This window comes from Effusibacillus sp. SKA8 (genome assembly GCF_058273125.1).
In genome coordinates this window covers 127,059-141,318 of sequence record NZ_JBZCSF010000001.1, presented here as the reverse complement: position 1 = coordinate 141,318, position 14,260 = coordinate 127,059, and the positions used below count along the sequence as shown (strand labels likewise).

Genomic DNA, 14,260 nt, shown 5'->3' with positions numbered 1-14,260 from the left:
ATGGGGAATGGCAAAGGGCAAGACATGGATTTGGGAACGAAACTGCAAACGAGAATCAAAGAAGTTCTGGGGAAGTCGCTGCATATCCGGCATGTGGATTCGGGTTCTTGTAACGGATGCGATTTTGAAATGAGCGCCTTATTGAATCCCATCTATGACATTCAGCGGTTTGGCATCGATTTTGTGGCTTCCCCCCGGCATGCGGACATGTTGATGGTTACAGGAGGGGCCACACGGCATCTCGAAGAAGCGCTTCGAAAAACTTATCACGCCGCAGCAAATCCCAAGATGGTCGTGGCAATTGGGGCATGCGCCTGCGGAGGCGGGATATTCGGCGAAACCTATGCCAACCACGGCGGGGTGGATAAAATCGTACCGGTATACGTCTATGTGCCTGGATGTCCCCCGCGTCCACAGGCAATGCTTGATGGAATCCTTCAGGCGTTGGACCAGTATGAAAAACTTTCAAAGATGAACGGGGGGATGGAAGTTGAATCTTGAACTGCAGCAATTCAAAGCGGATTTTTTTAAAGCTTTGGGGCATCCTTTGCGCATTCGCATCCTCGAATTGTTGTCGGAAGGAGATAAAAATGTGAATGAGCTCCAGACATTGATTGGAAGCGAAGGTTCCACAGTTTCCCAACAACTGGCTATTTTGCGTAATAAAAACATTGTTTACGGGACAAAGGATGGGAATAAAGTCACCTATTCGCTGCGGGATCCCATGATCAAAGAATTGCTAGCCGTTGCCCGTCAAATTTTTAACAACCATCTGATCGATACGATCTCTATGCTGGATAAGTTCAACGAAGAATAAACACGCTCACCTTTCAAGCCTAAGCCTGTCGAGCATGCGCTGGACCACGGCCACGGCTTCGGCTCTGGTAGCCGGGTTGTCTGGTTTAAACGAACCGTCTTCGTATCCTCCGACGATTCCCGAATCGCTGGCGACTTTCACATATCCTCTCCACTGTTCGGGAATCCGCATCATATCGGTAAAGAAATCGCCGCTCGAATTGGAGATGAAGGTGTTCTTGGCTCTCCCCTCCATACCGGCCGCCCGAACGGTGAACACAGCCAATTCCTGACGGGTGATGTTTTTGTCCGGCTCAAATTTTTGGTTTGGATAGTCCGCCGGATCGATAATTCCCTGTTCGATTGCCGCCTGAATCGCTCCTTCCGCCCAGCCGGCGTCGTCAGTAAAGACCGACGCGGGTTTGCCCGTTGTTTCCAATGGCAGCGCCTTTGCCAACATCGCTATGAATTCGGCCCGCGTGATGTTGTTGTCAGGTTTGAAGGTTCGGTCCCCATAACCGTTGACGTAGCCGTTGTGAGCCGCCCGCAAAATCGCGTCTCTCGCCCAGTGATCCGCAATATCGACAAAAGGCAGGCCCGGAAAAGGCACATCTTCCGGTGGGGTGGTGGGCGCCGCCGGCAGGGCGGGGGAATTTTCGCCGAGTACCTTCGCCATCTCCCGTTTTAATTCTTCAAGCAATGTTTCATAATTTTTGCTCTTCATCCTTTTTGTCTCCGGGTCCCATTGATACACCATTTTATCCATGATGCGGCCCGGCTTTCGCAGGATCGTAAAGTAAAAATTCGTCTCGGAAGCAAGGTCGAACGAGTGTGTGATCGTGATCCCCCCTTCGCCTTCGTAGACGGTGTAATCGCCCTTTTGAATCCGCCAGAAATATTCCGGCGGGGCTTTTGGAAGCGTCACTTCCAATTCGCCTTCCCGGAACCTTTTCCGCATCGGTTCCGCTTTCTCCATGTATTCGTGCACGAATTGATATTGTTTTTCCGAAATATCCGGATTGAATCGCTTAAACGTATCGGACAATTCCGCATGAGCTGGCGTACTCGCGGCCGTCACCGCGGCGGCCAGCAGAAACCCCATCGCTTGTCTCATACGCTCCATCCCCATGCGCTCCATTCTCTTTTTCAACCTGCGTTTTTGCAATTTTACTGCCGTTTATTACAAGTTTACTATGCAACCGTTTCCTTGGCAAATTCGCTCCGATTACTTCTGAAGAATCATTTTCCCGATCGGCTCAAACACCGCCCGCAGTGGAATCGCCGGGCTCGGAACCTCCACGCCGGCGATCAGCAGGGAGCCGATGACTGCCGCCAGTCCCATTAGGACGCCATATACCGCGGCTTCCTTTTTTTGTCCCTTTGCAAGCAACGATCGCATTTGGACAAAGGATGCCACGCCAAGCAACAGGAGAAAGCCGATCATCTGTCCCGTCATTTCTTTCACCTCATGTCGTTTTTCTTCGCTTCAGCGAATCGATGAGCAAAAGCGCCGTGGGGATGAGATTGTGCGTAACGAAAGCCATGACCGGGAATGTGTACGTCACGAGTTCCAGCATATCCGCCGTGTTTTTGGTAGCCCAGATTGTTCCGATTGAAGTCAGCACAGCAAGCGGCACGACCACCACGCGGTAATCCGGGACTCCAAAAAGCTGGCTGACACAGAGGCAGGAAACAAAAAACAGCAGCGACTCCTTTAGAAAGAGTCCAAGGGTCCAGGCGGAGACAATCACCGGATCCATCCGTTCCAAAAAGTCGGCAACGCTGATAAACCGTATGACTTCAAAGTAAGGATAGATAAACTTGGGAGTCAATCCCCCAAATATCAGGAACGACTGTAAAGTGACCGTCGTCAGCACCAAGGCGATCACGCCGACAGCAACCAGCGACACCTTGCGCCCTTCCCCCGGCTGGTTCAGATAAGGCAGAAGAAATCCGATCACAAAAACTTCGCCCATCCACCCGGACGGCATAACCGCGCCTTTTAACACCGGAAGTATTCCTTCCGCCAGGACGGGTTTCAACCGGTTGGGATCCATGTCGGGCAGCGATAAAAGGAAGAAAGGGACCAAAAAAAAGACCAGCATGGGAACCAGAGACTGGCCGCACCGGGCGATCACCTCGACTCCGCCATAAGCGGCAACCGCGCAAACGCTGATAAACAGCGCGATCTCCACCAGCATGGGCGTACGCGGCAACGCGCTTAACAGAATAAAGTCCGTATGCTCCCGGGTGACGATAAAACAGAGCCAAAAAATCAAATGAAACGAAAAGTAGAGGGCCAGCAGGGTACCCGGCCATTTCCCAAGAATCTTAAAACCGTATTCCACCAGCGACATTCCGGGATACCGGTTCGCCAAAGCGGTCATCACAAGAACGCTCCAAATCCCCGTTATCGAAGCGGGAACCATCGACAGCCAGGCATCCTGCTTGGCAAAGCCTGTGATCACCGCGGGAACGGAGAAAATCGCCGTCGCCGTCACCAGCGGAATCAATAAGAGACCCAACTGGACGCCAGAAATCTTTTCCTTGACCAGCATTTTCTGTTTCCCCCTTCCGTGCCCGGCACGTCTATTGCTTTTTCACTTCCGTTTCCCTCAGATGCAGGGAAGGACCCGACATGCCCGTCCGCAGGATTCGGAGATCGGCCGCAACGGAAATCTCCGTTTCTGGAAACTTCTTCTCCCATTGTCCCTTCAGGGATTTCCAGCGTTTAGGGGCTGCCCGGTAAATCTCCTGGCCAAACCCGAATACGTCCGCCGCATACTCCCCTTGTGCCTTTGCCAGAGTTTGCCGGACGCGTCCTTCAACCCGCTTTTTCATAGCCTTTTCCACAGCCTGGATGTTTTTCGTTTGGCTCAAATCCAAATTGGTGTTGTTTTCATGAACCACCACGTCCCCCTTTAGCTCCACGTCGATTTTGACTCGGTTCCCGCGCACTTCCGGCCTGATCTTCCGTTCCGCCTTGATCAGTTCAACGCTGACGTTTCCCCGGCCCTCCGGCACATATTCCGTGATGCTCGCACGCTTCAGTTTTCCCGTCATCCAAAGCAATCCCCTTGTCTCTTCATCGTCCAAATAGCCAACCAACTTAAGGTGTTTAAAAACGGCGGTCGCGGAAAGCCTGTAAAACCTGGATTCCTGATTGCGATCCCGGCCCGTTCCCCGGCCTGATTCCCGCGCTTCCGGCTGAGCAACCGTTTCGAGCGCCCCCGCCACCGGCACAATTCCCTCCCCGGATGTCATGAGCACAAAATCCCGCAAGGTGACGACCGTACCGATCCCCAACCGCTCCAATTCCCGTACAGCTTCGACAGGAATGCGTTCAAAGGGGTGGTTGACCTTGATCAACTCCGCCGCCTCCCTTCCCTTTGCAACCAGGATATAGGTCCGTAGCCGGCTGGTCGGATCGCGGCCGAGCGCATCCAGGACGTCCTTGATCCCGTGCCTTGCCAACCTTTCCCCAATGATGACGATCCTGCGGTGAGCCTTAAAAATCCTGCGGGAGAGACTCTCCTGAATCTTTTGCTCCAGATCGTGGGTGTCCCGTCCGACTGCCGTTGCGACAAAGAAACTCTGTCCCATTCTGCCCCCCGCTCCTCCTCCGCCGCCTCCCCCTCCTCCCTGCCCGCCTGCCATCCCCGCCGCTCCGGCAGGGATGGCGACCTGGATCGTTGCCCGCAATTGCCCTTCTTCCGTCAGATCAAATGCCGTCCCCATCAAAAACGCAATGTCGTTGATTTCCGTGCGGTCCCAGCAGCCGGTTGTCACAAGTGAAGACAAGAGCAACATGCAGCCAATGGCCCGTTTCACCTTCATGTTTCCTGTTCCTTTCCGATCGTTATTCTTCTTCCGTGTTGCGGCTGCCCGGTTTCGGATCCGGTCCTTGCCCCCGCGGAATCCGCAGCGGATTTTTGTAGGCTGTCAGCCGCGGCCGCAGGTGCATGGTCCATAAGGGAGCCCGGACGAATACGTCTTTCCATTCCTGAAGCGTCAACGGCGCCACCGGCGAGAAATACGGAATGCCAAAGGAGCGGAGGCTTGCCAGATGGACCAGAATCGCCAGCAGCCCGATCGTGATTCCGTACAGTCCGAACGTTCCGGCCAGAAGAATCATCGGAAACCGCAGGATCCGGATGGCAATTGCAAAATTGAAACGGGGAATCGAGAAAGACGCGATTCCCGTAATCGCCACGATAATTACCATCGGCGCGGAGACGATTCCCGCTTGCACGGCCGCCTGTCCGATGACCAACGCCCCCACGATGCTGACCGCTTGCCCGACCTGTCTCGGCAGACGTACCCCTGCTTCCCGCAATGCTTCAAAGGTAACTTCCATCAGCAAAGCTTCCACCAGCGCCGGAAAGGGAACCGCTTCCCTTGCCGTCGCAAAGCTCAGGAGCAGATTGGTCGGAATCATCTCCTGGTGGAAAGTGGTGACCGCCACATAAAGGGAAGGCAGCAGCAGCGCAATAAACAGAAAAAGAAAGCGGACCCACCGGATGAAGTTGGCGATGAACATCCGTTCATAATAATCTTCGCCCGCCTGCAAAAAACCCCAGAACGTCATCGGAACGACCAGTGTAATCGGACTTCCATCCACAAGAATCGCAATCCGCCCTTCCAGCAAATTCGCAACTGTGTAATCGGGCCGTTCCGTCACCAGCATCTGCGGAAACGGAGTGTAGGTCTGGTCTTCGATGAATTCCTCGATAATTCCCGATTCGTACGCTCCATCCACCCGAATCCGGGCAAGCCTCTTGCGGACTTCCGCCACAACCGAATCGGTCGCAATCCCTTCAAGATAGACGATGATCACATCGGTTTGCGAAATCTCTCCGATCGTCAAAGCCTCCATTTTCAGCCGCGGCGTCCGCAGTCTCCTGCGGATCAGGCTTGTGTTGGTCCGGATGTTTTCCGTGAACGCTTCCCTCGGTCCGCGGATAACCGTTTCGGCGGCGGGCTCTTCAATGCTTCGCGTCTCCCAGCCCCTGATGCTCGAGATTAAAGCTCTGCTTTCCCCGTCAATCAATATGGTAACATCGCCGCTCAGAACTCCCCGGACAATTTCGGATACCTTGGTCGACGCCTTCATCTGCCCGATGGCGACAAGCTGTTCTTCCAGAATCTGTACAACCCGCTCCGCCGCGCCAAACTGCTGCTGCAGCCCCTCAAACAGCAAAGGCTTCAACAGGGCCACGTCCAGTTGTTGCTGATCGACCAGACCGTCGACATAGATCACAAGGCCTTGGATTTGCCCATGAATTTTGATCGGCCGGAACACGATGTCGGAACAGTTTTTGAATATGTTTCGCATTACGAGTTCATTGTTCTGCAGGCTTGTGCCGATCTGTTCGTCCAGTGAAGTCAAATCCTCAAGTTCCTGAAACTTTTTCGGATAGACCGGCTTCCCGCGCTTCCGCTTCGAAAATCGATCCATGCAAGCCTCCCGGGTCAATGCGGAATTTGGATATAGCTTTCCAATCCCGGATAAGTTTATACAAGCAAGAAAAAGCGAGATAAAAAAGAATAAGTTGCACATAATAAGAGACAAATGCATCAACGCAAACAGAAAACGTGATCAAACGAGGGAAGCAAATGAACGTCAGTTGGTTGTCGCTGGTGGCCGGCACATTTGCCGGAACGCTTTTTGCCCTGCTGGTTGCGGGACTGTTATTCGTGTTTTTCGCAAGGCCTTTGCTGAAATGGGGGATGGGCCACTTCCTCAAACGGCTGATGTCCGACCGGTATGCGGAAAACATTTGGGAAATGATGACCGCAATGACCCGCATTCCGCCGACTACAGTGGTTGAAAACAGCCTGCGTTCCGAATGGGGGACGGTCATTGAACGGCCTTTCGGAAGTCCGCGCAAATTTCTCAATTTTGACGGTCTGGTCTTTTCCCCCGCGCTGCTGGCCGTATTGCCCGCCCATCTGAATACGCCGGTCAACACCAAAATTGTCATCGGCCCCATGGCAAAAAAACCGTTAACCCTTGACATTCCCTTGCTCATGGGAGCTATGGGATATGGCATCGGAGTCAGCGCAAAGACCAGAATCGCGATCGCAAAAGGGACGGCGGCGGTTGGGACCGCCACCAACACGGGCGAAGGGGGTTTTTTGCAGGAAGACAGGGCGCACGCCAAGTATTTGATCTACCAATACCATTCCGGACATTGGACAAAGGAGTCGGACATCCTGAAGCAGGCCGACGCGATCGAAATCCACATCGGGCAAGGAGCGACAGCCGCCGCGGCCAGCTTTATCCCGCCCGAATACATGCCAGGCAAAGCGCGTCAGATTTTGGACGTGCCGCCGGGCAAAACGGTCGTGATTCCCTCCCGCCATCGGGAAATCAATCGGCCGGACGATCTGAAATCCCTCGTGCACCGGCTGCGCGAGGTCACGGACGGAATCCCGATCGGAGTGAAAATCTGCCCCAGCATCGAACTGGAAGACGATTTGGAAATCGCCGTCCGGGCAGGCGTCGACTTCATCAATATCGACGGGGGACAGGCCGGAACCAAAGGCGGTCCGCCGATTTTGGAGGACGATTTCGGCCTTCCGACCATTTACGCCCTGTGTCGGGCTGTCGACTTTCTGCAGGAGCGCGGTGTAAAAGGAAAAATCAGTCTCCTGGTCGGCGGAGGCTTCGCCACGCCCGGGGATTGTCTGAAGGCTCTCGCCTTGGGCGCCGACGGGATCTGCCTGGGAACCGCCGCCATATGGGCGATGACTCATACCCAGGTAACAAAATCGTTGCCGTGGGAACCGCCGACACAACTGCTGTTTTACCCCGGCATTTTGACCGACCGGTTCGACGAAATGCAAGGGGCAAAGAGCCTCGAAAATTTTTTCAAGTCTTTCGTCGAGGAGATGAAAGTCGGAATTCGCGCGCTCGGAAAAAATTCGGTGCGCCAGGTGAACAAGAGCGACCTGGTCGCTCTCGACGAATGGACCAGCAAAGTGACGAAAGTTCCTTTGGCTTACGGGGCTAGCAATGCCCCAAAAACCAAAACGGATTTCAAAATCCGGCATTTTCGAAGGATCAAAACAGGAACACACACTAACCAGCAGATGTGAGGAACGCCGATGACAAGCGCCAATTGGTTTGTTTTCCTGACCGGATCGTTTATCGGGGGACTCTTGTCGGTCATTTTTCTCGGCATGATGGGGATTCTGTTTGCAAGACCCGCCATCAAATGGGGAACGGGTCTGTTTATCAAACGGATTATGAAAGACCGGTATTCCGAAAACTTGTGGGAAATGGTGACGGCGATGACCCGGATAAGTCCGCGGATCGTTGTTGAAAACAGCCTGCGTGCCCATTCGGGAAAAGTCATCAAACGACCCTTTGGCACCCCGCGCAAATTCCTCAATTTTGACGGACTGATTTTTTCCCCGGCACAGTTGGCCACGTTACCTGCCCATGAGGACACGCCGGTCGACACAAAAGTCATCATCGGTCCCCAAGCCAAAAAACCGTTACAGCTTGACATCCCGTTGCTGATGGCCCCCATGGGATACGGAGTTGCGCTGAGCGAAAAAGCGAAAATCGCAATGGCAAAAGCGATGGCCGCCGTGGGCAGCGCTTCAAATGTGGGGGAAGGAGCGTTTTTAACGGAAGAAAGGCGGTGTGCCAAGCATCTCATTCTGCAATACCACCCGGCCCATTGGACCAAGGAACCGGAAATCCTTAAGCAGGCGGACGCGATTGAGATCTACATCGGAAGAGGGGCGACGGCGGGCATGGGAACCTATACTCCGGCTGAACTGATCAAAGGCAAAGCCGCGCAAATGATGCATATTCCGCCGGGGGACCCGTTGCTGATCCCCTCCCGTCACAAAGGCTTCAACAGTCCCGAGGATCTCAAATATATGGTGCGAAATCTCCGGGAAATCACAGATGGGGTCCCGATCGGGGTCAAGATCGGAGCCAGCCATGCATTGGAAGAAGAACTGGAAATCGCCATCCGGGCCGGCGTCGATTTTATCACGGTCGACGGCGGACAGGCCGGCATCAATGAATCCGCCCCCATCTTGCAGGACGATTTTGGTCTTCCAACGATTTACGCCTTGTCCCGCAGCGTTCAATATCTCAAAAAGCGGGGGGTCAAGGACCGGATCACCCTGATTAGCAGCGGCGGATACACCAATCCCGGCCAGTGCCTCAAAGCCCTTGCGTTGGGGGCCAATGCGATCTATATCGGAACTGCCGCTCTCTGGGCCATGGCGCATACCCAAATTACAAAAGCCGTTCCCTGGGAGCCGCCGACGGAAATCGCCTTTTATCCGGGAAAACTGACGGACAAGTTAAATGAAAAGGAAGCCGCCAAAAGCCTGGAAAAATTTTTCACCTCTTGCATGGAAGAGATAAAGGTTGCAATCCGGGCGCTCGGGAAAAATTCGCTGCGTCAAATCAACAGCCGCGATCTGGCGGCGCTCGACGAATGGACAAGCAAGGTGACAAACGTCCGTCTCGCTTACGATTCCGGCGGCAACCCGGCTGCAAAGACAAAAGCGTTTCAGCTGAAAGAATTCCGGCGGACAAAAAAAGTAAGCAGGGGGAATTTGCCAGACAGATAACGGTATGGACGCCGGGGTAGCGGGGAAATTCTAAACCGAAAAAGGAGGGGTCCGCTTGGATCAGGATATTATCAATCGCACATGCCGGTCCTTATCTCTTCCCTTGCATGCCTTAATCCACGATTCGATCGCGCAGGCGCTGAGCTTGTCCCATGTATCCCGCGATACCTCGCTGCAGATCCTGGAGGCGATTCCCAAGATGCCGCTGGATCCGGAAGAACAAAACGAGCTGCAAAACGCGGACGGTGCAATCGAGCTGGAAGACAGTTTCGGCTCGGGAACCTATTTTGTCGTAGATGCGGGTTCACAAGAAGCGTTCGTGTTCACCGAGAAACGAAATGCCGATTACATCTCGCAACTGACCAACGGCCAGGCAAAATCCGGGTTCCAATCCGAATCCCAAACGCAGTCCCAATCGCTGCATGAGCAAGGAGGTTCGCAAACCCAGGACCGGAACCGGCAACCTCAAGCTGACGAGCAGGATTTGCTGGCAAAACTGCTGTTGCTCGAATCCCTGAAGGAAAATCAGCAGAAAAACAAGCGAGGGGTTGTAAAAGTTGGACAAAAAAACAAGCAGCAGGAGCAGTCGAATCTGATGCAGCAGATGGCGTTGCTGGACCTACTGCAGCAAGGCGATCTGAAGGACAATCTGGACGAATTGCTTAAGAGCCTGCAAACCGCCTATTTGCTCAAGCAGTTCGGACAATTGGCGGAAGCCCGGAAACAAAACCAGAATCAGAAACAGCAGCAACAAAACCCGCAAGGCCAGGAATTGCTGCAGATGCTTCAGGGTTTGCAGTTGGCGAATATGCTGCAGCACTGAATCGTGCGCCCGTTTTCTACGCTCGTTTCGCCAATACGATTTGCTCGTACAAATCGCCCAATGTGGCGACCCCTTTTTGTAATGCTTCGCCGATCTGGATTTTCCAGATACTGGCTGTCATTCTGGCATCGCCGATCGCCGTGTGCCGTCCTTCAACCGGGATATTGTACGCTTTGAGGAGATCATCCAGGCTGTACCGGTTCCATCTTGGATGCAGCCATTTCGCCACATCGTAGGTATCGATTACCCGGTGCGTCAGATGGGTACGTGATTTGCGCCACAACGCCGCGTTCAAAAACCGGACATCGTGGCTGGAATGATGCATGACCAGTACGCTTTCTTTTGCGAACTCCAAAAATCCCGGCAGGAGGTCCGCAATCGAAGGTGCTGCCGCCACATCCTCGTTGCGAATCCCGGTAAGCTTGGCGACAACCGGCGGAATCGTTCTGGCGGGTTCCGGGCGAACCAGCGACGCAAACGTTCTGTCCGGCAGGATCCGATCCCCCTGCATTTCGACCGCTCCGATTGAAATGATCGCATCCGTATTGGGATTAAAACCGGTCGTTTCCGTATCGACAACAACAAACCGCGTTTCGCGCAGCGGCGCGTCCCACGCTTCCTTTGTCCTGGCTTCTTTTAACAAGTGACGGATCAAGGCTTCCGCTTGCATCTCTTCGCGTGAAGTTGCCGCGGTAACCGACAGCAGATTGGAAGCCCGTGACTGCAGAAAACGGCGAAAAAATCCGATTCGATTTTGCTCCATATTCCTCACTCATTTCGGTTTGCGAAAATGCTTGGAAGAAAATCTCTGCAAATATTTGGCGGTCTTCATCGCCTCTTTGAGAGTCTCGATCTCGCCTGCCGACAAAGAATCCGGACATACGTAGTTGCTCCAGAGCCGATGTCCGGCGAACGTGCGGAAAGCTTCCGTCACCCGCCTGGCCAGCGCTTCGTCCCATACGGCCATCGCCTTCAACTCCGTGATCCGTTCCTCGGTCGCAGCGGCGCCAATCCCGCTCGCCACCGCCCAAAGCCTCGTGAGCTTCACAACTTGCAGGTATCCGCCTTCTTTGATGTTTAGCTCCCCTTTGTGATCCCCCTGCCGTTCGACCAGCAACCGGTCCAAAAAGTCCAGAGGAATACGATCGGCCAGACCATGCTCGACAACCTGCCAATGGACAAAGGAATGGTGCCGGATCCGTTCCACCAGCTCTTTGCGCAGCTGGACGGCCAATCCGGCGTCGCCGTGGACGGCGCGGATATCCGCCATCATCATCAGGAAACGGGTATTGGTCCAATCCGGGAAGTTCGAATAGGATTCGATATTTTGCCGCCATCCGTGCAGAGACACATTCCACCGCTTGTTTGTCGCCATGACGAATCCGGAGCAATAAGGGTATCCGATCCCGGCCAAACGGGTTACAGCCCGTTCCGCCAGCGTTTCAAAAAAAGCGGCCTGTCTTTCGGACGCCCCCGCATCCGTGTCATCCAGGTACACCAACGCATTATCCTGATCCGGATGCAAAGTCTGTTCCCTTCGTCCGCCGCTTCCCAACAGCAGCCAGCAAAACGGGGATGGCGGCGTTCCCAAACCGGCGCTCTCCATATCGGCCAGCACCAGTTCGACGGTGCGGGCAATCAGCTTGTCATGCCATTCGTTTACAGAAGAAAGTATCCGGCAGGAACCGACCCCTTGATTTCTCCATTCGGCGGCAACGGCAGGCATCCGGTCGTGAATCGCCCGCAACTCGCAAAAATCAGCCGCATTCTCGATGTCTCGCAAGATTTGTGTCAACTCCGGTTCCCGGTCCCACTGCACCCCATCACTTCCTTTCCAACAAGTCCTTGCCGATTCGCCTGCGGCGGACATTAAAAATTAAAAACAAGGGAAAACGGGGCAACCGAAGTTACCCCTGAAAACGTCTCTTTGCCAAACCCGCCATATTTCCGATCAATGCGCTTCGGCATGCCCTTTTCCGTACGTTCCGCCGTGCGGAAGCTGTTCCGGGTAACCCGACGAGCCGTGTTCGCTGATATCAAGGCCGATAATCTCCTCTTCACGGCTGATGCGCAAACCGACCGTTACCTTGATCAGATACATGATGATAAACGAAACGACAAATACATACGCGAACGCCGCCGCCACTCCCACAAACTGCACCCAGAGTTGTTCCCATCCGGCGCCGTAGAACAGCCCCGGCTTGCCGACACCCAATTTTTCAACCAGATCGGGTGCCGCAAACAGCCCCGTGGAAAGGGTCCCCCAGATTCCGGCAACCCCATGCACCGAAAACGCCCCGACCGGATCATCGACTTTCAAGACACGGTCAAACAACAGCACCGAGAATACCATAACAATCCCTGCAACCGCGCCGATCACCACTGCCGCCCAGGGTTTGACAAAGGCGCAGGAAGCGGTAATCGCGACCAGGGCGGCCAGAACCCCATTTAACATGTAGCCGATATCGGGCTTGCCAAGGACCGCCCACACCGTAAACAAAGCCGCCACCGCGCCGGCTGCCGCCGCGAGATTCGTCGTCAAGGCGACATAAGGGAAGAAAGCGCCGTTTGCCGCCATGGTCGAACCGGGGTTAAACCCGAACCAGCCGAACCAGAGGATGATCACGCCCAATACGGAATACACCGTGTTATGGCCGGGAATAATGTTGGAAGTGCCGTCTTTGTTGTATTTGCCGATCCGCGGTCCCAACAGCAGAGCACCCACCAACGCTGCGGTGCCGCCGACCAAGTGCACGACGGTGGAACCGGCAAAATCCTGCATGCCAAGGCTCGACAACCAACCGCCGCCCCATACCCAATGCCCGATGACCGGATAAATGATGGCGATAAACAAGGCGCCAAACACAAAGTAGACGATCAACTTGGCACGCTCGGCGATACCGCCCCAGAAAATCGCCAGGGAGACACCTGCAAACACGACCTGGAACAGAAACTTCGCGCCAAGCGGCACATTGGCCCAGGAAAGGGAAGCGAACACGTCATTGACCTGATCGTCCGCCACATTGAGGAACCAACCGCTGGTCCCCATAAAACCGTTCCCGACACCAAAGGTGATGGCAAAGCCCACCGCCCAGAAAACGAGTGTGGTAATCGCGAAACTAAGGACGTTTTTGCCAGCGATGTGGCCCGCGTTCTTCATACGGGTGGCACCCGCTTCCAGCAGGGCAAAACCGGCTTGCATGAAAAACACTAGCACCGCAGCCACCACCACCCAAACGGCGTCAACGGCCTGAATCGCGTCCTTGACGGTCGGTTCCTCGCCCGCCGCCAATGCTTGCCCGGCGAAAGCAAACAGAATGAACGACAGCATTGTCAAGATTTTTTTCATGTGTTCCCCTCCATTCATTCACATCAGCCCAATAACGTCAACTTTCATGACATACCTTTCAAGTTTTCCAAAAGCAACACACTTTCCGCGATCTGGACCATGCTCTTTCTGCGGTTCATCGCTTCGCGCCGGATTCGCTCGTACGCTTCCGCCTCCGACAGCTTGAACCGGTCCATCAGAATCCCTTTCGCCCTTTCGATCTTTTTGCGGTTCTGCAGATGAATCGCCGCCTGATGGGCTTTTTTCCGGTACAGGTTTTCCCGTTGCCAGCTGGCGATCGCCATTTTTATCGCACAAACGGCAGCCAGGGAGTCAACCGTAGGCGCAAGGATCCCTTTGGCCCCCGCTTTGACGGCATGGTCCGTGATTGCCTCGTCCAACCGGGCCACCGCCCACAGCACGGGACCCTTTTCTTCCTGCACAATCGCCCGTGTCCAATCGGCCATGTCCGCGAGATCATCCATCAGGATCACAAACTGCGTATGGGACCGAAAAAACGGCGCGGGCGCACTTCGGGAGATTTTGCAAGGAACCTGGCAAAAACGAAAACTATAAGGACTGCTTAACAAGATACTTTCCAGCCAGCCGGCCAACCGCTTGCCGGAACCTACGACAACAGCTTCCCCGCGCACCTGCCTCCCCTCACACTTCCCACACTCCTTTGCGTTAATTTTTCTAACACAATTGAT

At 54.4% G+C, this 14,260-nt stretch carries 14 protein-coding genes; 5 read left to right on the top strand and 9 right to left on the bottom strand.

All coding sequences use genetic code 11. From position 1 onward, the window contains the following. A complete protein-coding gene (locus tag AC4ED1_RS00700; protein ID WP_490935480.1) occupies positions 1–501 on the top strand; it encodes an NADH-quinone oxidoreductase subunit B family protein in 501 nt (166 codons plus the stop codon). Continuing rightward, the gene (locus AC4ED1_RS00695) at positions 491–817 is read left to right on the top strand and encodes an ArsR/SmtB family transcription factor (RefSeq protein WP_490935479.1); all 327 of its coding nucleotides are present in this window, start codon (positions 491–493) and stop codon (positions 815–817) included. Before AC4ED1_RS00700 ends, AC4ED1_RS00695 begins: the two co-directional genes overlap by 11 nt. Before the next feature lie 6 nt (positions 818–823). On the opposite strand, the gene AC4ED1_RS00690 is transcribed toward AC4ED1_RS00695, so the two are convergent. The 5 genes from AC4ED1_RS00690 to AC4ED1_RS00670 form a co-directional block, all read right to left on the bottom strand. Beyond that, positions 824–1,918, bottom strand: a complete 1,095-nt coding sequence (locus AC4ED1_RS00690) for an S-layer homology domain-containing protein (protein WP_490935478.1) — start codon at positions 1,916–1,918, stop codon at positions 824–826. A 102-nt stretch (positions 1,919–2,020) separates the two neighbouring features. After that, the gene (locus tag AC4ED1_RS00685; protein ID WP_490935477.1) at positions 2,021–2,251 is read right to left on the bottom strand and encodes a hypothetical protein; all 231 of its coding nucleotides are present in this window, start codon (positions 2,249–2,251) and stop codon (positions 2,021–2,023) included. 10 nt (positions 2,252–2,261) lie between these two features. After that, positions 2,262–3,353, bottom strand: a complete 1,092-nt coding sequence (locus AC4ED1_RS00680; RefSeq protein ID WP_490935476.1) for a GerAB/ArcD/ProY family transporter — start codon at positions 3,351–3,353, stop codon at positions 2,262–2,264. Between the two features lie 31 nt (positions 3,354–3,384). Then, positions 3,385–4,632 carry a Ger(x)C family spore germination protein gene (locus AC4ED1_RS00675; protein ID WP_490935475.1) on the bottom strand — a complete coding sequence of 416 codons (1,248 nt, stop codon included), beginning with the start codon at positions 4,630–4,632 and terminating at the stop codon, positions 3,385–3,387. 22 nt (positions 4,633–4,654) lie between these two features. Next, positions 4,655–6,253 (bottom strand): spore germination protein, encoded by a 1,599-nt coding sequence (locus AC4ED1_RS00670; protein ID WP_490935474.1) that lies wholly within the window; start codon positions 6,251–6,253, stop codon positions 4,655–4,657. Positions 6,254–6,411: 158 nt separating this feature from the next. Between AC4ED1_RS00670 and AC4ED1_RS00665 the strand changes: the two genes are divergently transcribed. Genes AC4ED1_RS00665 through AC4ED1_RS00655 form a run of 3 tightly spaced genes read left to right on the top strand, consistent with a single transcriptional unit; the run spans position 6,412 to position 10,222 of the window. Continuing rightward, on the top strand, positions 6,412–7,896 hold the full coding sequence (locus AC4ED1_RS00665) for an FMN-binding glutamate synthase family protein (protein ID WP_490935473.1): 1,485 nt from the start codon (positions 6,412–6,414) through the stop codon (positions 7,894–7,896). 9 nt (positions 7,897–7,905) lie between these two features. Beyond that, positions 7,906–9,399 (top strand): FMN-binding glutamate synthase family protein, encoded by a 1,494-nt coding sequence (locus AC4ED1_RS00660; RefSeq protein ID WP_490935472.1) that lies wholly within the window; start codon positions 7,906–7,908, stop codon positions 9,397–9,399. A 55-nt stretch (positions 9,400–9,454) separates the two neighbouring features. Next, a complete protein-coding gene (locus AC4ED1_RS00655; protein WP_490935471.1) occupies positions 9,455–10,222 on the top strand; it encodes a hypothetical protein in 768 nt (255 codons plus the stop codon). A 16-nt stretch (positions 10,223–10,238) separates the two neighbouring features. On the opposite strand, the gene AC4ED1_RS00650 is transcribed toward AC4ED1_RS00655, so the two are convergent. The 4 genes from AC4ED1_RS00650 to AC4ED1_RS00635 form a co-directional block, all read right to left on the bottom strand. After that, entirely contained in the window at positions 10,239–10,985 is a 747-nt protein-coding gene (locus AC4ED1_RS00650; protein ID WP_490935470.1) for an exonuclease domain-containing protein, read from the bottom strand. A 9-nt stretch (positions 10,986–10,994) separates the two neighbouring features. Continuing rightward, positions 10,995–12,041, bottom strand: a complete 1,047-nt coding sequence (locus tag AC4ED1_RS00645; protein WP_490935469.1) for a DUF294 nucleotidyltransferase-like domain-containing protein — start codon at positions 12,039–12,041, stop codon at positions 10,995–10,997. A 132-nt stretch (positions 12,042–12,173) separates the two neighbouring features. Continuing rightward, positions 12,174–13,571, bottom strand: a complete 1,398-nt coding sequence (locus tag AC4ED1_RS00640; RefSeq protein ID WP_490935468.1) for an ammonium transporter — start codon at positions 13,569–13,571, stop codon at positions 12,174–12,176. Positions 13,572–13,615: 44 nt separating this feature from the next. Beyond that, positions 13,616–14,203, bottom strand: coding sequence for an ANTAR domain-containing response regulator (locus AC4ED1_RS00635; protein WP_490935467.1), 588 nt, complete (start codon positions 14,201–14,203; stop codon positions 13,616–13,618). Positions 14,204–14,260: the final 57 nt, after the last annotated feature.